Source organism: Exiguobacterium sp. PvP048 (genome assembly GCF_040549175.1).
Classification (GTDB): domain Bacteria; phylum Bacillota; class Bacilli; order Exiguobacteriales; family Exiguobacteriaceae; genus Exiguobacterium_A; species Exiguobacterium_A artemiae.
On sequence record NZ_JBEPSU010000002.1, the window covers coordinates 556,029 to 578,616 of the forward strand.

A 22,588-nucleotide genomic window follows, 5' to 3' on the forward strand; every position below is an offset into this window, starting at 1 on the left:
CAGTTGCTTGATGTTTCTAGTATACCAAAAAAAAGTCACCATCACCTTTATTGGTGATGATGACGGAAGAAGTTTTTCAGCTTAAATGACGTAAGGTGATTCCGAACTATTTTGCAGCTCGGCTTGGCTCAACTTGACGAGCCCGTCGTGAAACGGATCGTGGTCGACCATCAATTGTCCGAGCGCCTTGATCTCGGCGACCGACGTGTCTGGTTTCGCACCCGTCAGACGTAAGCGGTACGGTTTTTTAAGTAACGTATCGAATGTCAAAACAATCGTGTGTTCCATCCAATTCCTCCTTCATTAGTGTAGTCAGAGTGAATTAAGCGTTAAGTAAAGCGAAGTCACGGCTGATTTCCGTGTGTGTGTACGAACCGGCAAGCATATTGCCTATGGCTTGACCGATGGATGCGACGACTTGCGGTTCGAGATCCGACCGCAGTCCGTTAAAGCGACGACGGGCGAGGACCGCGTCCCCGTTTGGTGTCACCTTGTCGTTTCGTTCGAAGACGACAACTAAACTAGTTTTGATTTCTTCAGCTTGTGTCATGTGTATCACCTCCTTCGCCCTTATTGACAGGACGAAAACAGGAAATGTTCGGAAAGGGTGAAAAAAAGTATGGTCTGGTTACGGTTTTTACGGCGGATGTCGTTTTTGAAGATGCGGACGCTCGCTTATGCATCGTTTTTATTTGTGTTCGGTGTCGCACTGATCATGTATCTGGCAGAACCGGAGACGTTCGGAACGTACTTCCGCGCCGTCTACTGGACGATGACGACGGTCGTGACGGTCGGGTACGGGGACTTTTTCCCGAATACGGATTTCGGACGGTTCATGACGATTTTCGTCTTCATCTTCGGAATCGGGATTGTCGGCGGGTTGATTTCAAAGCTTGTCGACGGAGTCCAGTTGATCCGCAATCAAAAGGAAAGAGGGTTATTACAGGTGAAAGAGACGGGACATACGTTAGTCTTCGGCTACAGCCGGCGGGCGAAACACGTCATCGACGAATTGCTGGAAACGACAGATGTCATCTTGATTGATGATCTTGAACGGGAACCGTTCAGTCATCCGCGGTTCCATTATGTCAGCGGTGATCCGGCGCTCGACGCGACATTACAGCGGGCGAATATTAAAAAGGCGACCCGGGCGATCATTCTCGCCGATCATTCGATTCCACCGGCCCTTGCCGATGGTCGGACGCTGTTGATCGCGGCAAGCATCGAGCGGGCGAATCCGAATATTTATACGATCGTTGAGATGATGCTTGAGGAACACCTCGACAGCTTCGAACAGGTTAAAGTCGATGAAGTGCTGCTCGGCGACGAGACCGTCGCCCGTATGGCGATTCTTGCCGCGTATCATCCCGGCGTCTCGAAAGTCGTGACGAACCTGTTGACGAAGGACGGGGACGGCATGTTTTCGATTCCTGCGAAACCGGAGTGGCAAACGTTTCGGGACGCATTCCACGTCCTGCTCGAAGACGGGGTGACAATTTTGTCGGACGGTAAACGACTCGACTTGAACCGGCGGCTGAACGAACCGATTCCTCCGAATACGACGTTGATTGTCTTATGCAGTGAAGAGACGGCGCAGCGAATCGGGGCTTTATAAGGAAAAGGATTACATTAATTCTTTTTCGGGTATAGTAAATACATTTACTATGCAGAGGAGAAAAGTGTATGACAAACCCACAACCAGAATGGATTCAGGAATTATTTGAGACAGTCGATCAAGGGGAATTAAAAGATGTCCCGAAATTACTCTATATGGCGTTGACATTAGAGCCAAGTTATTTCACAAAAGCAGTTAGTCGGTTAAATCAGCGACTCGAAGTAGAGCAGCTTCAGGAAGTCTCGGAACTGTTGACGGTCTATCGTCAATTCTTCATTTCCGCCAATCCGTCGGAAGAATACTGGTCGATCGCCTGGAACGAATTGATTCAGACGATGCACCATTTCATCGACCGCAATGAAGCGCAACAGTTGTTTAAAGAACATATTGATTTGATCGATTGGTGGTCAAGTGAATCGTTATTGTCGTTACCAAGTTGGTTGACGGTACTTGATCTCGCAGAACGAATTGACGCGCTTGATCAATTTTCCAGTTACTTACCAGACATTTTTGAAAGCTATGCGCTTGAGACAGCGAAGGATGAATCGTTTGCCCGCCTCGCGTGGTACGCGCTCGCGAGCGGTCAGCAGGATTTACTGACACCGTTCCGGTCACGGATTGAGCAGTCGGACGCACCGGTCATCCGTTCGCTCGCAGAAGCGGATTTACTTGATCAAATTGATACGACACGGGTTCGTATGTTAAAGTCAAAGGATAACGAACCGATAGAATTGATGTTTGATCGAAAATGGACATTATAAATTAACCCATAGAAAGTGACATCTAGATACTGCATGAATTTAATTCAAGGGGTGTAGGGATGATACACGTCAATTTGCCGCAAGGTGATTATGTCGTTTTGGTTGAAATCAACCGGGAAGTCTTATTGTGCCACTCACTCGAAGAGGCCGATCAGGCGGAACGGGATCGATATGAACTGGTTGGTCGGATGAGCGAACGTTTGCCGTCTGAAGTAATCGGTCCGTCGATTGCTGATTTTGTTCGGTTTTCCACCGGTTTCATCGGGGAGGCCGTGACGTGGAGCGAGGCAGAGGAAGCATTCTTCTGCCAACAGTTCGAAACGTTTGACGGCTCCCCACTCGGTGAAGATTTGACCGGGATTGATGCCAAGCGTTGGCGTGCCGTTCTCGTCCGTTATTACTCCTATGTCACGATCGGAAAAATCATTCCATTTGAAGTCAGCGAAGAATCCGATGGGACGGTACCATTTTTTTAGTCTGTTTGGATCAGCACATCAATAGAATCGGCGTGTAAAAAGAGAAGGGCAGGGTCCACATTGAAAAAGAAACTTGCGCTACTCACATTTGCTGTCGTTGTAGGGTTACCTACTTCTGCGTTCGCTAATTCTCAATATGTGCAGTATGATCCGACGTTTAATGAACAACAGAAACAAACATGGCTTGCAGAACAAGGTCTGCAGGAAGTCCGGGAATTGAAACAGGACGGGTTCTCACTCGTCGAACCGTTGCCGCATATCGACAAAAAAGATGTCGACGCCGACTTGATTCCGGTCAGTGTCGTCGAAAAGGCGACCGATTCCGCCCAATTGCAACAGACATATCTCGATCAATCGCGTATTCCTACTTACTGGAAGTACAGCCGTGGTAAATCGGACGTTCGTGTTGCGGTCATCGATGATGCGATTGATGTCAATCATTTCGAGTTTAAAAACGTCATCTATAAGACGACGACGATTTCCGGCATCCGGAAACCGGACGATCACGGGACGCATGTCGCGGGAATCGTTGCGGCGGCGGAAGACGGCAAAGGAACGGTCGGTGTCGCATCCGGTGTCAAACTGATCGGCGCAGACGTCTTTGATGGCGACTTCGCCAGTTCAATCGATATCGGGGACGGCGTGTTGTATGCCATTTCCCAAGGCGCCGACGTGATCAATCTGTCGCTCGGCCAATACGAATACGATCCGTACATGGAAGCCGCGATTAAAAAAGCGGAAGCGAAAAATATCGTCGTCGTCAGTGCAGCCGGAAACGACGGCCGCAATAAACTGTTATTCCCTGCTTCGATGAAATCCGTCATTGCCGTCGGTTCAGTCGGAACGCTCGGACGCGCTTCGACGTTCTCGAACTACGGCAGAGGGCTGAACATCATGGCACCCGGTGAAGGGGTTTATTCGACGATGGTCGGCAACAAGTACGGGTATCTCGACGGAACCTCGATGGCGACACCGATCGTCAGCGGTGTTATTGCCCTGGCAAAATCAAAGAATCCGTTCATTACGAACAGTACGCTCCGCAGCAATCTGTATGCGGCAGCGGCGAAAAAGACGGGGGATACGTCCCTCCATTACGGGACAGGCCGTCTGAATGCCGGTATGCTCGCGACGATTCCGTCACCGGTCTCGAAAGTGTCCGTGCCGTCCGTCTTGAAGCCGAACCAGCCTTTTGCACTTTACTTTGACGAGTATTCGAACGCGAAGACGCTGACCCGTCTGTACAAGGACGGCAAAATCGTCAAGACGTTTACGAATGACTATCTGCGGAACGGCACGCATAAGTATACGTACGCCTTAAAAGAAGCAGGGACGTATAAACTCGTCTTTGCGACATCGAGCGGGCGTCATACACGTGTGACGGAGCGGGTCATCACCGTCAAATAACAACAAAAAAGCCGTCTCACCTGAGGAGAGACAGCTCGTTAAGGACTCAAAGTATTTACTTTGGGTCTTTTCCTTTTTTATAGATGGGCGTCGGAACGTCTAGCGTTTCGCCGGTCCACTGAATCGTTGCTTCCATTTTGTAGCCGGTATCGTCTTCATGGATGAACGACAGGCGTCCTGAATCGATTAGCTGATACAAGCCGTATTCGACCTGATTCGCCCACGACCGTAACGTCATCGCTTCATCGTACAGCGGAATCTGTTGCGGGAACCGTTCATTCATCAATAAGATGTCATGCTGGTCAAAATGGTAACTCCGTTTCGAAAATGCATCAGGTTGTTTTACATTAAATGGCTCGAACGCATGGATGAGTTCACCCTTGCGGTAAAAGGCAAAAATGCCGTTCCGGAGATGAAGGGCCTTGATTTCATCAATCTCGATCAAGAACGTCAACTTCCGTACGGTACGCTGGTTCGTACCAGAGCGTCTTTTTTTCATGGTATATGCCCCTTTCTGAACCATTGTACTATACCGTAAATTCAGGAAGAATTGCAACTTTTCCGCCCATCAATCGCGAAATACCTCTTGCTAGAAACGCTTACGTGCGCTACACTGTTAAGCAGTGACTATGTTGGTTCGGACAATTGCGGGGCACTTCGGTGCTTTGAGGAAAGTCCATGCTCGCACAACCTGCGATGGTTGTAGTGATCGTGCTACACGAAAAGATAAGTGTAGGCAGCGTCGTGCTGACGGCAGAAGGAACGCCTAAGTCTTCGGATATGGCCGAAACTTCTTGAAAGTGCCACAGTGACGGAGCCTTACTGGAAACAGTAAGGGTGGAACGAGGTAAACCCCACGAGCGAGAAACCCAAATTTGGTAGGGGAATTTCCGGAGCGGAACTGAACGCGAAGGAGAGCGTATGTAAATACGGAGATAGATGATTGTCGCCCACGTGTGAGGGTCAAACCGTTTGCAACACTAGGGAACAGAACATGGCTTACAGGACCACATAGGCTGTTATTTTTACTTTGAACGAGAGTCCAGGTCCAACTGGGCTCTTTTTTTATTGAAATGATTTTTGGAAATTTTAGAAACAGGTAGGAGCGTGAACAATCATGGCAAAACGTTTAGTCATCGCGACGGCGGCAATGGGAATCGAATCCCTCGTCGCCAAGGAAGTCCGCGATTTAGGATACGAATGTACGGTCGAAGACGGAAAGGTCTACATCGATTGTGAGCTCGAGGACATTCCCCGTCTCAACCTCTGGTTACGGACGGCAGACCGCGTCAAACTCGTCGTTGCGGAATTCAAGGCGACATCATTCGAAAAATTATTTGATCAGGTCAAAGACCTCCCGTGGAGCGAACTGTTGCCGTGGGAAGCGAACTACGTCGTCAACGGCCGCTCGGTCAAATCGAAGTTGTTCTCAATCCGGGACTGTCAGAAGATCACGGAAAAAGCGATCGTCTCGCACATGCAGGAAGCTTACAACATGGGTGACGAGTGGTTACCGAAAACGGGAGCCAGCTTCCCGATCGAAGTGGCGCTTTTAAAAGACATCGCGACGCTGACGATCGATACGTCAGGCGACGCCCTGCATAAACGCGGTTACCGCGAGTTCCACTCGGCAGCACCGCTGAAAGAAACGATGGCAGCGGCGATGCTGATGCTGACGAACTGGAAGCCGGATATGCCGCTCTACGATGTCTTTACGGGATCCGGGACACTGGCGATCGAAGCAGCCATGATCGGCCGCAATATCGCACCCGGCATCAACCGCGAATTTGCGTCGCAGGAATGGGCATGTATCCCGAAAAAAGCCTGGTTCGATGCAATTAAGGAAGCCAACGAAAAAGCCGAGTGGGACAAGCCGCTTAAAATCTATGCCAACGATACGGATCCGGAGATGGTCAAGCTCGCGAAACAAAACGCCGAGCTCGCAGACGTCCGGGACGCGATCAACGTAATGCAACGCGACGCAGCCGACTTCAAGCCGAAGGAAGACTTTGGTGTCATCATCGGCAACCCGCCGTACGGGGAACGTCTCGAGGACGCCCGTGAAGTCCATCAGCTGTACCGGAAAATCGGCAATGCCTTCAAAGAATTCCCGTATTACAGTGTCTATATGATCACGTCATACGTCGAGTTCGAAAAAGCATTCGGCCGCCCGGCGACGAAACGCCGTAAGCTTTACAATGGTAATATCGAAGTACAATTTTATCAATATTATGGTCTTCGTCGGAAAAAGCCGCAGTCTTAAGCCATTTCTAGCACTTACAGAAATCCCAGTGTACACTTATTGCACAGTTGATGTGCCAATCGGGATTTCATTGGGAAACCGCTCAACAGAGCGGTTTTTTTTGTGTTTTAAAAGCTGTTAAAATTGCATGGCCGGATTTGAATTTTAAAGTGTGCAATACGTGAGTGTATGTGTTAATCGTCGTATTATCATTATCATTAGCATTGACGTATCCGAGTCGGTTTTGGATGACTTTTGCATATGTACTGATTTCGAGTAATAGAGTGTCGTGCGAGTGACGTAAAGCGTTCAACTGGAGGAAGTTCTGTAGAAGCGAGCATCCGGAGATAACGTCAACGCAAGTCGGAAGGGCAAAGGTATGAAATGGTCATGCCAAGCACAGACTAGGAGAGTTGAAGTCGTTTCCCCGTCTCGTCAAACCCCGTCGATATCCGGTGTAGGTAAATCTAGTCGCGAAAATTCAGCAGTATCCAAACTGCTGTTTAGCTTTGTAAGCTTTTGAATCGCTTCTTGCCCTCGATAATATCCATCTTGACGTGCCGACATTTCATCACTTTTTAATAGTTTCTCTGAACTAATTAAATTTGCTACGGTAGATTGCATATTGATGACCGTCGCTGATAAGGAGTTGGCAGTATATTTAATGCTGCCGTCAGCTGTTGGTGACTTCTGTATGCTGATAATTTTCTCAGACATACCATTTATCATAATGGAAAGGGCATCACCCGTTGTCATCTCGTCATCTTCTGCTGGATATTCGAGCGACATTTGGTAATATTTTTCACCAGCTTCTTTCAACATAGCTGTAAATTGGAATTGACCGTCTAAAAGCTCTGCAATTAATTCTCCATCGTCTTCACTCATTATTTCAGAAGCATCAGTAGTTCCTTCTAAAGCATTTCCGGAAGAGGCGTCAAGAATTGCTTCGTTCAAAGGAATAGCGAGAAGTGACTCTTTCCGTCTGCTTGGTAGGTAAGCAGAGGATTCTTCCCAAGATTCAAAACTACGAGCCATCCCGTATGTCTCTAAGCTAAACGCCATTGAATTAAAATTGTCTGCTAACTGTTCAAGCTTCACAAAATCAAGATTTTCAGTACCTTCGACTGAAATGTTTTTTTCGTTGTTCAAGAAAACGCCAGTTGCCATGGAATGAGCAGTTTGAGCTGCATCGTTCAACAATAAAATTTGATTATCGAGCTTTTCCACGACATCACCAGTGATGGTTTTCTGGAAATCTTGAATAGCGAGATTTTTAGATTTACGTAAGGCTTCTTGCTTTGTCACGAGATCGTCTACAAATTGATTTGTTGAATCGAGGGCGTCTCGCAAGTCATCTTCTCCCGTATTCACAGCTTGTTGTATTTCATTTAGATTGCTCACATCGCTAGGTGATTTCACTTTAACGGTAGTTTTAATTTTCTTTTCAGACATTCCTTGATTAACTGTTTCTTTTTTATCCTCCGCTTTCGCTTCTTGCTTGGGTTCTTTCACTTCCACCGTTTCATCATTGCTCGCCATACCCCCAACTGCTCCTATGACAATTACGATAAAAATAGCCAGTAGCGTTCCTTTCCCATTAAGCCCTGATGAATAACGATCCGAACGTCTTCGTTCTCTCAAAATATACAGACCACCTTAATTTTCATTTTACTTATGGATACTTTATGCTTTCATCATCGTTGATCTAATTGACGTTTTCTAATGAAGTTCCTAATCACTTTTACAACACCGACAATAAGATAAAGGATTCCATTACCAACGATAACGAATCCAATAAAAGCTGCTGAATAAGCTGCTCCAAAACCGTCTCCGCCCATACTATAGTCGATCTTTAAAAAAATAGAGCCGGTTATCAAAGCGATGATTGGTCCAAGAATTCCGATTATTAACCCGGATCCCCATAAAGGCATTTTTCCTTTTCTGTATAAAAGAATAGCCGATACATTTAATACGATTAAGCTTGATAGTAGAACACTCCAAGTTAGTCCATCACCACTCATTCAAAAACCTCCACTCCGCTTTAAAAGGTAATATATGTAATTTTTATATTGAGTTGATCATACCATAAGCATGAGAAGTTGGTATCTTTATTTCCAATTAAAGGTATAGAATGAAGAGAATACTTGTAAATAGGAGCAGTTCGAAAATTGAGGGGGATATAAGATGAAACCAATTGAAAGAACATTGAATTTGCTCAAACAAATGTTTAAAGATGAGCCAAGATTTATTATGGGAAGATACGGGCGAAACGGATGGGCAACTTGTAGTTTTAATAAACCATTAACTTCTCATGAAATTGAATCCTGCTTGCCTGAAGATAATTTTACTTTGCCGAAAGACTATAAACATTTTTTAACGTTACATAATGGATGCGGTTTATTTGAAACAGAATCCGATTTAATCCTAGAATTGTTTCCTCTTGAGGAAATGCTCGAAATGTCGGAAGAGCACCATTCAGAAGACGGTCTCCTCTCAAAAGGAAACTACTGGATCATAGGTCAAATAGATGAGAAATGGATTTTAATTGATAAAAATCAATGTACAGATGCAGAAGACTCCTTTAAAAAACCATATATCACGGTCGTGCATCCATCAGATGGTCTGGACACTGCTGTTGCGTTAAATTTAAATTTCGAATGTTTTTTAGAACGTGCTATCATCGCGCAGGGCGATTACTTTTGGGAGTGGTCAGAAGACACTGAACTAACTGTAACGTATGATGATGTTTCGACGTATGAAGAAATCGACGAAACATTTTATCTCGAAGATAAGAAATAAAATATTTGATTGATTGCTGAAAGGAATAACAATAGGAAACACAACAAGGAGAGGAGGAATCGTATCATGTGGCTACTGTTCGGGATACTTGCGATTCTAGCAACGGCGGTGAATCTGATTTTGTACTTCATCGGGAAAAACTATAAATTCGCAATGGCTGCCGGTTTATCGCTTACGGCACTCACACTGTGCGCAGAATACAGCCAACTGGTGAGCTGGGTCGAAGCAGAAGACTGGGCGGCGCTTGCAGACGTTGTTCCCGGAATGGAACGCGCTTGGTGGTTCTTAACGATGGTGTCGATTGGACTGAATCTGACACCACTGTTACTCGAATACAGAAAAAATCGATCTTGATTGATACATAAATTCCTTTTGAAAGGAGATCGCTTACAATGACCTATACCTACTTACCACTGACACAACGTCAGGCGGAACAGATTGCGTATGACTGGCAATACGAGGGTGACTTTTCGTTCTACGATATGCCGAATGATCCAAAGGACCTGGCGGAATTTTTGGATCCGGATCAACGGACGGAACATTACTATGCTGTTATGGATAGTACACAACTAATCGGATTTTTTGTGTTCGAACCCGGACAGGGCAGCCTTGAATTGGCGTTAGGGATGCGGCCGGATTTGACGGGGCAGGGAAACGGGACAGCGTTCTTGGAAAGTGGTCTCGCCTTTGCGATTCAAAAGTATCAACCACAGCAAATCGAATTAGCCGTCGCGGCTTTTAACGAACGGGCCATCCGGCTGTATACGAAAAACGGTTTTGAGCCGGTCGAACGGTTTCAACAGGAAACGAACGGCGGAAGTTATGAATTCGTCAAAATGCGTCTGCATACAGAGATCATGAAGTGAATATGGAACAAAAGTTAATGGGGACGTACAACGAGGAAATCGAGTCGAAAGTGAAAGGGTGGAGTCGATGATTTTGTACCGACTATTAGGAGGATTAGACGACACGTTTAAATGGAAAACCACACTTCAAGGAGACACGCAATTCTATGCTTTTTTTGATGATACAGATTATGAGCCTGTATTTCCTGGAGCAGATCAATATCAAGATGGGAAGTTTTCTCTTCTGAAACACTTCGTTTTGGGACTGAAACGGTATCCGCTCTATGTGCATTCTTTTAGTGGTGGTTCAGAGATTTGCCTTCCAAAAGTAGGGGAAACGACCAAGTTATCAAGAGGACGGTATCATCATCTCCTTGAAATACGTTCACTCGAAGAAATCGAACAGCTTCTTCCGCTAGCTTATTTTGATGCGTATAACGGGCAAAATGTTTTGATCACGACGGAAAAAGACGTTTCGATCATCAATGTTCCGGAGGACTGGTTGTTATTTGAATTCGATTTTTCAATTCCATCGAAGGATATCTACTATCTAATGATTTTTCACGATGCAGCTGGTTTTGGTTTTGTTGCGAACTTTACGGAGCATCCCTTTCAAGACCGGGAAATCATCGACGAATGAAAAAACCTGTTTCCGACGGACAGCCGGAAACAGGTGACGTCTGATTATTTCAAATCGGCATTCATCGACGGCCGTTTACTCGACAACCGCTTTCGAAGAGAAGTTCCGATACCTAACGCAACAGCGGCACCGGTACAACTGAACAAGCAACCGAACACTAAGTAAATCGATAAATTTGATTCACCGATCAGGACGGAAGCGACTCCTCCAATTGCCGGAAACAGAGCTACCATGTAGCCGCTTTTGGCACCACCGATGCTCTCGACCAACTTCAGGTAAAAGAACCAGGCGCCAAACGATGCGAGCAGCGTGAGGTAAAGAAGCGCGGACAAGTAAGAAACGGATGGCGGGACACTAACGGTCTGCCCCTGAAACCATAAGACGGATCCGAGCAAAATACCTCCTGCCGTGAAGCCGATGGCATTGGCATACACCGGATTTACTTTCTGCTTCGCATTTCGTGCGGAACTGGCGTCGCCGATTGCTGTAATGCCAGTACCAAGCAGGGCAAGTAAAATTCCTTTCATATCATTCGGATGTATGTCGGATAGAGTCGGATACAGTAAAATCAAAACACCCAGCACACCGAGCAGGCCGCCAAACAGGATGCGGAGATGGAGCTGTTCTTTTAAAAAAATTCGCAAGGCAACGGGTGTCAGGATCACTTTCAGTGAAAAAATCAACGTGACGATTGCGGCTGAACTAAGCATCGTCGCGTAATAGAGACAGAGATAGCTGAGTGCAAAATTACAGATCCCGAACACCAGGATATACGGAATATCCTGTTTCAGAGGTTTTCCGACCGGTTTCATGAACCATGCCAGAAGACTGAACAACACAGCAGTCAGGATTAAACGGTAGGTCAATGATAGCTCCAGGCTGACCGGCGTCCTTTGAATCTTGACGGCAATGAAATTAAGACCCCAGATGAGTAAACAAAAGATGTACATGAAAATCGTCATAAATAGACTCTACTCCTAGATCAAGACAATCAGCGAAAGCCCGATTAAAATGTTAATGAAACTGAGGGTATCCGTTGTTTTTGTAAAGAACGAGCGTCCCGTTTTCTTTGCTCTGTCATTGAAAACCAATAAAATGACAGCGAACAGTGTTGTTAAGCCGAGCGGGGCGTTAAGGAAACTGTCGGAATACGTGAATGAGTTAATTACGAGGTAAACACTGTTCAGTATCGAAAGGTAGAGTAATGTTTTTTGCATCCAATCACATCCTGTTTGATTTATTATATTATTATACATTTTTACGTAAAATTTACAACTGAGTAAGGGGCACCTTAAATGTCTTTGCCTGTAATCCTCTAAAACTACGGATTTTTGTATTATGAATCGAGAAGAGGACGGTGTACCGGTAATAGCTAACTGATAGAAGACAGTTTAGGATAGAAGAAATGGTATGGGAATCTGAACAGCGTAGACTAAGTAACACCTTAAAAGGAGCAAAATTCCTTCTCTGTTAGAGGTGAAGGCACGTTGCTCCTTTTCATCATACGTATAAATAATGTTTAAGTTATGTTTGCAAAAACGGTCGTTAAAAAGAGAAACGAATATGTTTCCTCATTCGTGAGTCTTAACTCCCTTATTTATAGATATCTCGACGATGTCCGATCTCAAGAATCAAGATCAAGACTTTGTCATCTTGGATGTCAGCAATCAGACGATAGTCGCCAATGCGATACCGCCATTCACCCGAACGATTCGAGATAAGTCCCTTTCCATGACGACGCGGATCATCCGTCCCGACCAGGTTCTTCTTGATCCAGGACATGATGATCCGCGATTGTTGAGGATCCATCTTCTTAAGGGACTTTTGAGCTCCACGCTCAAACTCCACTGTATATGTTGTCATTCTAAATCAAGTTCCTTCATCATATCGTCAAACGAAATTGCTTCTGATTTTTTGCGGTGTGCTGCCATGGAATCATGATAGAGTTGTAAATCAATCTCGTCTTCAATTCGATCGAGGACGGCATCGCGAACAAGTGTAGAAATCGTGATGTTTTTTGCTTTCGCATATTCTTTGATCAGTCGCGTATCCTGATCATCGAGTCGAACAGAAATCGTACTCATACTTATCATCTCCTTTGTAATACATTGTAATACATATTCAGATGTTAGTACAGACACGAGGTTTATTTGTTCTTCCTTCAATCTACTTTGATTAAGAAAGCAAACTGACCGTCACCATTCTCGGACCATCTTGCTTGAAGTTCATAGGCATATGTGCCGGCTTCTTTCGGTGTTACGAGTTGATTATTTTTTAATGTAACCCGCTTACCGGTCTCCTTATTAAATCGAAGGATTTTGATCGTATCAGGTTCTGGATCGAAGGAAATCTGGATTTTCTCGTTCGGCATGACGGTGACCGGTTTACTTTTTTCAGTCATGTGCAAACCGTCTACATAGATTTTATCGACGCATTGGCCACTAAACATACCACTCCAGCAAAATGTCCCTTGGACCGTTGGAATACTTTTTCCCTGTATCTCGACACGGGGATCGGGTGGTTCATCACGGAAAGGTTCGAATTGAACGAAAAAAGCAATGATGATCATCACGGAGCCGATTAATAAAAATTTACGCATGTGAAACTGTCCTCCTTCGTAAGTGGTATTCTTCTGTGTCAACAATCTTTTCATTCAAGGAGCTTTTGATATTTATACCCGTTCAAAACAGCGTGATTCTCTTCATACGTCCATTTTTTGATGGAAAGATCAGGATTGATCTTCAAATGATGACTTAAGATATCACGTCCTAAAGAGTATCTGCTCCAAATCGGGATATCTTTTTGTTCGTTCCCGATGGCAACATCCTGATAAGTGGCTTCGCCGTTTCGAATCAGACGCGCCACATGTTTTTTGGTCGTATCATCCATCGGTATATTCCAAGGAGGCGAGACGTCCGTGACGATCTGATCGGCAAAGGCATCTGCTTTTCCTTCGAAGATGACCGAATCAAGGGATGTGTCAATTCTGCTTAACTCGGGTGTATCATTTAAAACCAGATGATGATATTCATGCGCAATCGTATAGGCCAAAACTTCTTTATCGAAGTTTGGATTCAGTTGAATGATAATCGAGTCTTGAAAAGCTGCTCCTGACACTCCGGCCAAAGGATCCGTCATTGACCAAAATTCTGGGTTGGACGGTGCGATGAAAATCGTAGCTTTCTTTTTGGGGAGCGCTTCATAGGAAGCGCTATAGTTTTTCGTAATGATATCTTTGATTTCGTCATGCTGTTTCATCAATTCATTTGTTTGGTTCAGCATATCCTGCTCGTAAGCTGTTGCCTTCAACATGAAGAAAGTTTCTAGGGTGGTCGGATCAAAATTTTCCTTCTCTCCAATCTTATCTATGTAACGAAGGACGTATTCTGCGTAATTTTTTGAATCCGTTTCTGAAGTATCGGCTTTAAGCGATGCTTTCAAATAAGTTTGATAGGGCGCATAAAGCGGCACGATGTTTAATTCACCATCTTCGCCGATCTTCACAGTTTCTAGTTTAAATTCTTTACTTTCAGAGTGCGTCACGGCTTTTTCTGTTTCGTCTGTACAGGCTGCTAACAGCAGAACTGGGATGCAGAGCAAAGGCGCGATTACTTTTTTCAAAGGGAATGACCTCCATTTCGAATTCGTTAGGCTGATGAATGTTCTCGTTGATTGATGAGCATAAATTTCAGAACTTCATATGTAAAATTATACCATGGGAATTAAGGAGTTTAATGATGCTTGAAGCTATTAAAGGAGAATAGTTAATTTCGCTGATTGAATTTTCTCAAGCAATCATCGTATTCATGAAACCTTTGTTCAAAAAAACAGGTAAAAAGAGGAAAGGGGATGATGAGATGCTACGATGCACGAATTGTGGTTATAAGTGGAAGACGAAGGATGTGCTTGCAGTCAGTATTGCAAACCATGACAAGGCCTGTCCGAACTGCGGAAAGAAACAGTATCTATCAAAAGATACCTAACATTATCTGTCACTCGGATACATCAGTCTGTTTTTTCTGTTGATCATGCCGTTTGTCATTAAGCTGAGCGACCGGGATGAACACATCTGGTAAGTAAGTTGACGCGTGTTCAAAAAAGACGGTGCTTTTTCAGCGAGGTATACTGATGACAAAGGGGGAATGAAAATGAATACATCGCTCTATGAAATCGAGGTACAGGACGCAACCGGTCAGACTGTTTCACTCAACGACTACGCCGGAGAGGTGCTTGTCATCGTCAATACTGCAAGTAAGTGCGGGCTCGTCAAGCAACTCGGAGACCTGCAACAGTTGCATGACAAGTATGCCGATCAAGGTGTCAAAGTGCTCGGATTCCCGTGTGACCAATTCAACAATCAGGAGTTTGCCGATCAGCAGGAAACGATGCAGTTTTGTCAGTTGAATTACGGTGTGACATTCCCGATGTTTCAGAAGATTGACGTAAACGGACCGACGGAACATCAGTTGTATACGTATTTGAAGCAACAGCAGGGTGGTCTGTTATCGTCAAAAATCAAATGGAATTTCACGAAGTTTCTTGTCGATCGAAAAGGACGGGTCGTCAAACGGTTTGCGCCGGTCGATTCGATTCAGACGATTGAAAAAACACTGGAGCGCTATGTATAATTGAATTACGTCCCGTCCGGCGCAAGCCGTCGGGCGGGACGAGTCGCATCACCCTACCTTTGGCGAGGTAGGGCTTTTTTTATATTAATTCTCTTTCGGCAGATTAAAAGAATGTCTGACCGTAAAGTCACTCATCTTATGACCAAGATCCGTAAAGACCGGCGGACGCGGGGACAGGACATGAAAATCCTGCTCGAATGCCCGGATGGCATAGTGCGTCCAGTCGCGCGATGGGTCCCGCTTCAAGCCCATCCAGGCCGTCGCAAAGGTCAGAAGTGCCGAGTCCTGATACAGAGTGAGCGGAACCGGACTAAACTCCAGCCCGTCATCCAGTTCATGCAAATCCGACGAGCGAAGCAGGACGCAATCTGCTTCAAACAACAATTCAAAATAATTGCAGGAATAGTCACCGATGAGCACCATGATTTCGTCCGTATGGCCGCGAAAATAAAAGGCCAATCGATCGCCGTTTTTTTCATCTATGACAAAGTGATCGAGCGCAATCTGGTAGTCTTCCCGGTACAACAGCTTTTCGAATGTGAGGTGCATGACGGAATCCCTCCTTAAGAATGTTTTTCCTTGGCGAGTTCGGGAATGTTCGGCTGCCGGATCGAACGCGACGACCAGACGAGCAACCCGATACCGCAAAATAAAAATACAATGCCGACCCACGACAACAGACTGAGCGTCTCCCCGAGGACAAACACACCGAGCAAGGCAGCGGTCAATGGCTCGCCGAGTGACAGTGTAACAGCGGTTGACGATGAGACGTGCGCAAGACCGCGGGCAAACAATAAGTAGGCAAATCCTGTTGCGAGAACGCCAAGATGCAGACTGATGCCGGCACCGCGTAGACTGAAGAGCCATGACAGATCAAACAGGAATAACAGTGGCGATAACAAAAGAGCGCTGAGCGTAAAGACGACCGCAACGATCGATAATGGAGGATGGGTTTTCACTAAGTCACGGCTGACAAACGTGTAGACAGCAAACGATAGTCCGGCACCGAGTGCGAGCAGAATGCCGAGCGGATTGACGAAAACGGATGCCTGATTCATGACGAGCAACAAACAGCCGGTAATCGATAGCGACGTCGACAGCCACCAAATCGTGCCCGGTCGATTTTTTAAGACCAGCCATTCAATCAGTCCGGAAAACATCGGCGCACTGCCGATCGCGACGACCGTTCCGACGGCGACTCCGGTCATAAGAACGGCCGAAAAGAACAACGGCTGATAGGCAGCCATGCTGACGGCAGCGAGAAAAATCGTGGGCAACGGCCAATCTTTTAAGTTCAGCTTTCCAGTCAGTAAGACGAGACTGAGTAAAAAGAAGCCGCCGACCGCCAAGCGGACTGCACCAATCGCAATCGGGTGGGCCGTTTCCGGCGCAAAGGCTTGCGACGTGCCGGTCGTACCCCAAAGCATTGCTGCGAGTAAAATCAGCAGCATCGAAGACTGTTTCTGCATGGTTCACCTCCAGGTTAATAAACATAGATGCTGTATGAGGATCATTTTTGATTAGAAAAAGAATACCACAGAAACAGGAAGTTAGGATCACCCAAATTATTGGTAAAATGGTAGACTAAAGGAAGATGAGGCAGGGCGGCTCATACATAGAGAATTAAGAAGGTGGATTCAATGAATCAAATCGCAGTTGTCCTTGACGGACTCAAACAGAAAATCAGCCATGGATCGACGTTCATCCAGCGCAGTTACAATTCAATCGGTCAAGCCACGTTTCACCTGCCGAAACCGGTCAAACCGAAAACCATTCAAGCATTTGAAGCTTCGTTCAAGCAACCGTTACCGAGCGAATATCAGACATTTCTCGAACTGCATGACGGAGCGAAACTGTTCATGTTGGGCGATGAGGGGCTGGTCTTGTATCCGCTCGAGGAAGTGATCGAAAAGACAATCGAAGCTAAGGAAGACGGACTGATTGATGAAGACTATGATCATTACTGGATCATCGGCGAAATCAACGAAGGGTACCTTTTGATTCACACGGATCATGCAAAAACGGAAGATACCCCTTACATGTACTGGAAGTATCATGAAGGGTCGACTGAAGACACCGATGCCATCGGTCAAAATTTCGGGACGTTTCTGGAACGTTCGATCATCGCCCAAGGCGACATGTACTGGGAGTTCAACAGCTTTGATGTCCGGGAAGATGATTACTATGTTGAAGAAGAAATGGAGGACGTGCAGGCGGGCGTACCAATTGCGTCCGAGGAACGGGTCCGGATTGAAATTGAGTATCCGATTTACCGCCGGGGAGGGTTTATTGTTTCTTTCTATACATATGAAAATGGAAAACCTGATTTATGGTGGAGATCTGACTACGATACGATGAAACAGGTGCATCGTTCTCTTGTGAGTACTTTGAAAGAACTACGGTTCCATTTTACAGAAATCACAGTATTTCAGAAAGAAGCACCGCTTTGGGAAAGTGAAGATGCATCCGGTGAACAGATCGCGAAACGCGTCGAACATCCGCAAACCCAAATCATGCAGTATGACGGGTATCAAGCCTTTGTGAACGACTTACCGCGTCCGTTACCGGGCTGGGAAAAAGCATGACAGGGAGAGAATGATATGAATCAAATCGCAGCAGTACTCGGTGGGCTTCAGCAGAAAATCAGTCATGGATCAACGTTCATTCAACGGAAGTACAATGAAATCGGGCAGGCGAAATTCAATCTTCCGGAACCGGTGACGGCAGCATCACTTGCGGCATTCGAAGCCGAATTTAATCAAAAATTGCCGAGTGAATACCAAACGTTCCTTGAATTGCATGACGGAGCGGATCTGTTTATTCTTGACGACGGTTTGGGGCTGGTATTGCATTCCTTGGAGCGGGTGATTGAAGCGACGAATGAGGCAATCGAATATGAGTTGATTCATGAGGACTTCGATCATTACTGGGTAATTGGGGAAATCAATGAGGGTTATCTGTTGATTCACCGTGAGTTTGCAAAAACGGAGGATACACCATATATGTATTGGGTGTTCCATGAATTATCGACCGAGGACGCCGATCCAATCGGTCAAAATTTCGGAACGTTCCTTGAGTATTCAATCATTGCCCAAGGAGACGTGTTTTGGGAATTTAAAGACTTCAGCATTGAGAAGGATGATTATTTCGTCGAAGAAGATACTCCGAAAGAAGACGTCAAGCCACCGTTGCCAATCAAATTCGTCGATTCCGTTCGGGTCGAAATCGAATATCCGATCTCAAAAACTGATTCAGATTACGAATATACCGTCTCGATCTACGAAGGGAAGTCTGGGAAAGAACGGTTGATGTCGCGTCATGAAGGCGGATCCCGTTTTAACTAAATTTAGCGAGAATTCTCCCACCTCTAAGCGTCTCAGGGAGAAGCCCAGCGGAGGTGGGAGATGAATCGCCCTGTTTTTCAAGACTGAGATTGTTTGATAAAATCAGTGTAACGAATCAACAGGAAAGGTGTGATTGCATTGCTGAAGGCGTACAAGTTTCGACTCGATCCGACGAAACCCCAACAAGAATATTTCGTGAAGACGTTCGATTGTGTCCGTTTCGTCTACAATAAGATGCTTGAAGAGCGGATCCAATTGTATGAAGATTCGAAACTGAACCCTAACGCGAAACAGAAGCTCCCAACCCCGGCGAAGTACAAGCCGGAATTCCCTTTCCTCAGAGAAGTCGACAGCCTGTCTCTTGCGAACGCTCAGATGGATTTGAACAAAGCGTATACCAACTTTTTTCGAGATCCGTCTGTCGGGTTTCCGAAGTTCAAATCGAAGCACAACGCCCGTGCCTCTTACACAACAAATAATCTGAAGGGGAGCATCCGAATCGAAGATCGTAAGGTGAAACTTCCTAAGATTGGTTTCGTGAAGTTGAAGCAACACCGTCCGTTCGTTGGCGTCATCAAGTCCGCGACGGTCTCGATGACGAAGACCCGGAAATTCTTCATCTCCATTCTTGTCAATCAGACCGAAGAGCGATGGGTTCCCGCTAAGAATAAAGTAGGAATCGACCTTGGTCTGGAACACTTCGCCATCATGACGAACGACGAGTGGACTTCTGAGAAAGTTGCCAATCCTCGTTTCCTTCGAAAGTCCGAAGAGAAGATCAAGAGGGCACAACGTGCCTTGTCCCGCAAAAAAAAGGGGAGTAAGAATCGAGACAAGGCGAGGATCATCCTCGCCAAGAAGCATGAGAAGATTGTAAATCAGCGTCAAGATTTTCTTCATAAGCTGTCGAAACGGATCGTTGACGATAACCAAGTCATCGTCGTCGAGACACTGAAGTCGAAGAACATGATGAAGAACCATACGATCGCCAAATCGATCGGAGACGTCAGTTGGTATGAGTTCGTCCGGCAGTTGGCCTATAAATGCACATTCTACGGACGAACACTGATCAAAGCGGACCAATGGTACGCCTCAACGCAAATCTGTTCTTCTTGTGGAACGAAAGGCGAGAAGAAAACGTTGGATGTGCGCGAGTGGACATGCACTTGCGGTGCGCATCATGATCGAGATATCAACGCAAGTATCAACTTGTTGCTGTTAGCAGACTGAAACCCCTTCAGGGTGGGAACCACCCGATGAGCTTGGTCAATAACCGTAGCTCGTAAAAGTACGGTCTTCCCAAGAAGCTCCCACTTCAATTTGCGAAGCAAATAAGTGGTGAGTAGTTCACCGCTCGTCGGACTCGTCCTGATTGGGTGGGGCATCATCGGAATGATGTTACACGGCTGGGTCACGGGATATGAGCGAAACCGAAAACGGATCTAAACAGGATAATGCTTTGAAATCAACTGACGTGAACTCTTCCCGACGCTAAATACAGCGTAGGGGAAGAGTTCACGTTTTTTGCTGAAGAAGATACAAAGCAAAAGCCAAACGTATGTTAAGTGTTGGCGATTAAACGTTTTAACTTTTGTTCCGTCGTCGTGCCTTCCATCGGTGTATAGATACTGCATCTTAAATCAGTCTCTCCCTGAACTTGCAGTGAGGTCAGATCAAACAGCATCTTTCCGGCTTTTGCATGCCGAAATTCAATCATGATCTCGGGTGCTTTACTGACCTGGCTTTGAGTCCATAGTTCCAGGAAGTCTGGATATGTGCTGCTCATCTCCTCGATAAAGGCGGTATACCACTCGTCTCCGGAATACTGACCGTAATAGGTGCGGAAAATGGACAGAAAACCTTTTGCGAAATGTTCCCAGTTAACAGCCAGTACCTTAAATTCCTTTTGGGAAAAAACAAGCCGGATTAAATTTCGTTGAGATTCCGGGATGTTTGCAAAGTCTACGAATACGTGGGCCGCCGCCGTATTCCAACCGATGATCTGGCAGTAGCGGTCCGTGACAATCGTCGGACAATACGTCAGGTCCGATAAAATTTTTCGAGCGATGAACTGATCGGGGATGGATCTTTTTTTAAAGGCGGAGTGACGGAGTTCGCATCAATCGTTAAATCGTACAGGTACTCCCTTTCATCCTTGTTCAAACACAATGCCTGCGCCACACAATCCAGGACACTTCTCGAAACTTTGATGTCTCTGCCTTGCTCGAGCCAGGTATACCACGTCGTGCTGACGCCTGCTAATTGGGCTACTTCTTCCCGGCGTAACCCCGGAGTGCGTCTTCTTGTGCCGGACGGAAAACCGAGGGATTCCGGTTTAAGCTCGGCTCTTTTGGTTTTTAAAAACGTCGACAGTGCGTCGAGTCTGTTTTTATCATTCATGTCTTGTCCTCCGATCGAAATCACCATCCAAGTATAATTTATAATAGGATAAACAGCCACTTGTAATAGGAGAGTAAACAGCTATGCTTACCCTATACGATAACGAGGAGTGAGGAATTTGGAACGAGTGGTTATTACAGGTGTTGGTGTGATTTCTCCTATTGGAAATGATGTCGATACATTTTGGAAGCATTTAATTGAAGGAAAGTCCGGTATTTCAATGATTGATACGTTTGATACAACGCCGCATAAAGCAAAGATTGCTGGAATCGTTCGGGATTTTGATGCGGAACAGGTCATTGGGAAAAAAGAGGCGCAACGACTGGATCGGTTCACACAGTTTGCACTCGCAGCCGCAACCCAAGCATGGGAAGATTCGGAATTAGAAAGCGTTACTACGGATCCCGAGAGGATGGGTGTGTATGTCGGTTCAGGAATAGGCGGAATCGAGACCCTGATTCAGAACGTGGATGTCCTGCATAAGCGGGGAACGAGAAGAGTGAGTCCGAGTTTAGTACCGTCCATCATGTCAAATGCGGCTGCGGCTCATATCAGCATCAAATGGAAAACCATGGGGCCGACGATGTCGCCGGTATCGGCATGTGCCATTGGAAATACAGCGATTGGAGAAGCATTCAGGCTGATTCGTATGGGAGAAGCGGATGTCATGTTTGCAGGAGGGACGGAAGCCGCCATTACGGATTTATCTTTAGCGAGTTTCGGAAACGCGACTGCCTTATCTACACGAAACGATGCCCCCACTCAAGCCAGCCGTCCGTTTGATGCAGGACGCGACGGATTTGTGATGGCCGAGGGGGCGAGCATTTTAATCATCGAATCACTGACACATGCTTTAGCAAGAGGGGCGAAAATTTATGCCGAAATCGCAGGGTATGGAGCGAGTTCTGATGCGTATCATATAGTGGCCACTCATCCGGAAGGTCAGGGCGCATATCTGGCCATGAAAAAGGCATTGCAGAGTGCCGGAATCGAAGCCGGTCAAATTGACGTCATCAGTGCGCATGCAACCAGTACCTTGGTGGGCGACCAGTCAGAAACGCTGGCCATCAAAAAACTGTTTCAGGAGCATGCCTACACGATTCCCGTTACAGCAAACAAGTCCATGCTTGGCCATATGCTCGGAGCGGCAGGAGGAGCGGAAGCGATCGCCTTGGCGAAGAGTTTACAGTAGGGGATCATTCCACCGACGATCAATCTCGAAACGGCAGATCCTGTATGTGATTTGGATTATGTTCCGGGAGTGGCCAGAACCGCAGAGATGACATTCGGATTATCCAATTCCTTTGGGTTTGGCGGTCATAACGCGGCGATTGTCTTAAAAAAATTCGAAGACTAACCGATTGATTTCTTAATGAGATGGACGCAACAGGAAACAGTTCGTCACGACCAGTCTTATTCGGCACCGTCTTGACC

26 protein-coding genes, 1 other RNA gene and 2 pseudogenes are annotated in these 22,588 nt (G+C 46.0%); 15 read left to right on the forward strand and 14 right to left on the reverse strand.

The window, feature by feature from the left end:
• Positions 1 to 81 precede the first annotated feature (81 nt).
• Together ABIC15_RS07280 and ABIC15_RS07285 are read right to left on the reverse strand one after the other, a co-directional pair.
• A complete protein-coding gene (locus ABIC15_RS07280; protein ID WP_131502839.1) occupies positions 82 to 288 on the reverse strand; it encodes a DUF2922 family protein in 207 nt (68 codons plus the stop codon).
• Positions 289 to 322: 34 nt separating this feature from the next.
• Entirely contained in the window at positions 323 to 550 is a 228-nt protein-coding gene (locus tag ABIC15_RS07285; protein ID WP_114596060.1) for a DUF1659 domain-containing protein, read from the reverse strand.
• A gap of 69 nt (positions 551 to 619) precedes the next feature.
• On the opposite strand from ABIC15_RS07285, the gene ABIC15_RS07290 reads away from it, so the two are divergent.
• The 4 genes from ABIC15_RS07290 (at position 620) to ABIC15_RS07305 (ending at position 4,256) form a co-directional block, all read left to right on the forward strand.
• Positions 620 to 1,615 carry a potassium channel family protein gene (locus ABIC15_RS07290; protein WP_354020262.1) on the forward strand — a complete coding sequence of 332 codons (996 nt, stop codon included), beginning with the start codon at positions 620 to 622 and terminating at the stop codon, positions 1,613 to 1,615.
• A 68-nt stretch (positions 1,616 to 1,683) separates the two neighbouring features.
• Positions 1,684 to 2,376 (forward strand): hypothetical protein, encoded by a 693-nt coding sequence (locus ABIC15_RS07295; protein ID WP_354020264.1) that lies wholly within the window; start codon positions 1,684 to 1,686, stop codon positions 2,374 to 2,376.
• Between the two features lie 59 nt (positions 2,377 to 2,435).
• A complete protein-coding gene (locus ABIC15_RS07300) occupies positions 2,436 to 2,852 on the forward strand; it encodes a hypothetical protein (protein ID WP_147511357.1) in 417 nt (138 codons plus the stop codon).
• 60 nt (positions 2,853 to 2,912) lie between these two features.
• Positions 2,913 to 4,256 (forward strand): S8 family peptidase, encoded by a 1,344-nt coding sequence (locus ABIC15_RS07305; protein ID WP_354020266.1) that lies wholly within the window; start codon positions 2,913 to 2,915, stop codon positions 4,254 to 4,256.
• A 55-nt stretch (positions 4,257 to 4,311) separates the two neighbouring features.
• Here ABIC15_RS07305 and ABIC15_RS07310 read toward each other — a convergent pair whose 3' ends face one another.
• Entirely contained in the window at positions 4,312 to 4,755 is a 444-nt protein-coding gene (locus ABIC15_RS07310; RefSeq protein ID WP_233494547.1) for a hypothetical protein, read from the reverse strand.
• A gap of 134 nt (positions 4,756 to 4,889) precedes the next feature.
• Between ABIC15_RS07310 and rnpB the strand changes: the two genes are divergently transcribed.
• An RNA gene (gene rnpB / locus ABIC15_RS07315) (RNase P RNA component class B) lies at positions 4,890 to 5,263 on the forward strand.
• Positions 5,264 to 5,373: 110 nt separating this feature from the next.
• Complete coding sequence (locus ABIC15_RS07320; RefSeq protein ID WP_354020268.1) at positions 5,374 to 6,519, forward strand: THUMP domain-containing class I SAM-dependent RNA methyltransferase; 1,146 nt, start codon at positions 5,374 to 5,376, stop codon at positions 6,517 to 6,519.
• A gap of 414 nt (positions 6,520 to 6,933) precedes the next feature.
• Here the strand turns inward: ABIC15_RS07320 and ABIC15_RS07325 are convergent, their stop codons facing one another.
• Both ABIC15_RS07325 and ABIC15_RS07330 read right to left on the reverse strand, forming a co-directional pair.
• Positions 6,934 to 8,139 (reverse strand): hypothetical protein, encoded by a 1,206-nt coding sequence (locus ABIC15_RS07325; RefSeq protein ID WP_354020270.1) that lies wholly within the window; start codon positions 8,137 to 8,139, stop codon positions 6,934 to 6,936.
• A gap of 53 nt (positions 8,140 to 8,192) precedes the next feature.
• A complete protein-coding gene (locus tag ABIC15_RS07330) occupies positions 8,193 to 8,519 on the reverse strand; it encodes an ABC transporter permease (protein WP_318094300.1) in 327 nt (108 codons plus the stop codon).
• Between the two features lie 163 nt (positions 8,520 to 8,682).
• Between ABIC15_RS07330 and ABIC15_RS07335 the strand changes: the two genes are divergently transcribed.
• From ABIC15_RS07335 to ABIC15_RS07350, 4 genes are all read left to right on the forward strand, one after another.
• A complete protein-coding gene (locus ABIC15_RS07335) occupies positions 8,683 to 9,297 on the forward strand; it encodes an SMI1/KNR4 family protein (RefSeq protein ID WP_354020272.1) in 615 nt (204 codons plus the stop codon).
• A 66-nt stretch (positions 9,298 to 9,363) separates the two neighbouring features.
• Positions 9,364 to 9,651: a hypothetical protein gene (locus tag ABIC15_RS07340; protein ID WP_354020274.1), complete on the forward strand. Its 288-nt coding sequence runs from the start codon at positions 9,364 to 9,366 to the stop codon at positions 9,649 to 9,651.
• A gap of 38 nt (positions 9,652 to 9,689) precedes the next feature.
• On the forward strand, positions 9,690 to 10,163 hold the full coding sequence (locus ABIC15_RS07345; protein ID WP_354020276.1) for a GNAT family N-acetyltransferase: 474 nt from the start codon (positions 9,690 to 9,692) through the stop codon (positions 10,161 to 10,163).
• 73 nt (positions 10,164 to 10,236) lie between these two features.
• On the forward strand, positions 10,237 to 10,782 hold the full coding sequence (locus ABIC15_RS07350) for a hypothetical protein (RefSeq protein ID WP_354020278.1): 546 nt from the start codon (positions 10,237 to 10,239) through the stop codon (positions 10,780 to 10,782).
• 44 nt (positions 10,783 to 10,826) lie between these two features.
• Here ABIC15_RS07350 and ABIC15_RS07355 read toward each other — a convergent pair whose 3' ends face one another.
• From ABIC15_RS07355 to ABIC15_RS07380, 6 genes are all read right to left on the reverse strand, one after another.
• Positions 10,827 to 11,744, reverse strand: a complete 918-nt coding sequence (locus tag ABIC15_RS07355; protein WP_354020280.1) for a DMT family transporter — start codon at positions 11,742 to 11,744, stop codon at positions 10,827 to 10,829.
• 15 nt (positions 11,745 to 11,759) lie between these two features.
• Positions 11,760 to 11,999, reverse strand: a complete 240-nt coding sequence (locus ABIC15_RS07360) for a hypothetical protein (RefSeq protein ID WP_318928794.1) — start codon at positions 11,997 to 11,999, stop codon at positions 11,760 to 11,762.
• 376 nt (positions 12,000 to 12,375) lie between these two features.
• Positions 12,376 to 12,645 carry a type II toxin-antitoxin system RelE family toxin gene (locus tag ABIC15_RS07365; protein WP_012370160.1) on the reverse strand — a complete coding sequence of 90 codons (270 nt, stop codon included), beginning with the start codon at positions 12,643 to 12,645 and terminating at the stop codon, positions 12,376 to 12,378.
• Positions 12,642 to 12,866 (reverse strand): type II toxin-antitoxin system RelB family antitoxin, encoded by a 225-nt coding sequence (gene relB, locus ABIC15_RS07370; RefSeq protein WP_026829710.1) that lies wholly within the window; start codon positions 12,864 to 12,866, stop codon positions 12,642 to 12,644. Before relB ends, ABIC15_RS07365 begins: the two co-directional genes overlap by 4 nt.
• A gap of 77 nt (positions 12,867 to 12,943) precedes the next feature.
• The gene (locus tag ABIC15_RS07375; RefSeq protein WP_214848563.1) at positions 12,944 to 13,381 is read right to left on the reverse strand and encodes a hypothetical protein; all 438 of its coding nucleotides are present in this window, start codon (positions 13,379 to 13,381) and stop codon (positions 12,944 to 12,946) included.
• Positions 13,382 to 13,431: 50 nt separating this feature from the next.
• On the reverse strand, positions 13,432 to 14,403 hold the full coding sequence (locus tag ABIC15_RS07380; RefSeq protein WP_354020283.1) for a DUF2268 domain-containing putative Zn-dependent protease: 972 nt from the start codon (positions 14,401 to 14,403) through the stop codon (positions 13,432 to 13,434).
• Between the two features lie 527 nt (positions 14,404 to 14,930).
• On the opposite strand from ABIC15_RS07380, the gene ABIC15_RS07385 reads away from it, so the two are divergent.
• On the forward strand, positions 14,931 to 15,410 hold the full coding sequence (locus tag ABIC15_RS07385) for a glutathione peroxidase (protein ID WP_131972948.1): 480 nt from the start codon (positions 14,931 to 14,933) through the stop codon (positions 15,408 to 15,410).
• Positions 15,411 to 15,494: 84 nt separating this feature from the next.
• Here the strand turns inward: ABIC15_RS07385 and ABIC15_RS07390 are convergent, their stop codons facing one another.
• Positions 15,495 to 15,959 carry a hypothetical protein gene (locus ABIC15_RS07390; protein WP_214853512.1) on the reverse strand — a complete coding sequence of 155 codons (465 nt, stop codon included), beginning with the start codon at positions 15,957 to 15,959 and terminating at the stop codon, positions 15,495 to 15,497.
• Between the two features lie 14 nt (positions 15,960 to 15,973).
• On the reverse strand, positions 15,974 to 16,879 hold the full coding sequence (locus ABIC15_RS07395) for a DMT family transporter (protein WP_354020286.1): 906 nt from the start codon (positions 16,877 to 16,879) through the stop codon (positions 15,974 to 15,976).
• Between the two features lie 171 nt (positions 16,880 to 17,050).
• Between ABIC15_RS07395 and ABIC15_RS07400 the strand changes: the two genes are divergently transcribed.
• The 3 genes from ABIC15_RS07400 (at position 17,051) to tnpB (ending at position 19,984) form a co-directional block, all read left to right on the forward strand.
• On the forward strand, positions 17,051 to 17,995 hold the full coding sequence (locus ABIC15_RS07400; protein ID WP_354020287.1) for an SMI1/KNR4 family protein: 945 nt from the start codon (positions 17,051 to 17,053) through the stop codon (positions 17,993 to 17,995).
• A gap of 15 nt (positions 17,996 to 18,010) precedes the next feature.
• Positions 18,011 to 18,754, forward strand: a complete 744-nt coding sequence (locus tag ABIC15_RS07405; protein ID WP_354020288.1) for an SMI1/KNR4 family protein — start codon at positions 18,011 to 18,013, stop codon at positions 18,752 to 18,754.
• A gap of 138 nt (positions 18,755 to 18,892) precedes the next feature.
• On the forward strand, positions 18,893 to 19,984 hold the full coding sequence (gene tnpB / locus ABIC15_RS07410; protein ID WP_354020289.1) for an IS200/IS605 family element RNA-guided endonuclease TnpB: 1,092 nt from the start codon (positions 18,893 to 18,895) through the stop codon (positions 19,982 to 19,984).
• 331 nt (positions 19,985 to 20,315) lie between these two features.
• Here tnpB and ABIC15_RS07415 read toward each other — a convergent pair.
• A pseudogene (locus ABIC15_RS07415) lies at positions 20,316 to 21,154 on the reverse strand (helix-turn-helix transcriptional regulator).
• Between the two features lie 118 nt (positions 21,155 to 21,272).
• Between ABIC15_RS07415 and fabF the strand changes: the two are divergent.
• Positions 21,273 to 22,511: pseudogene (gene fabF, locus ABIC15_RS07420) on the forward strand (beta-ketoacyl-ACP synthase II).
• The last annotated feature ends 77 nt before the right edge of the window (positions 22,512 to 22,588 follow it).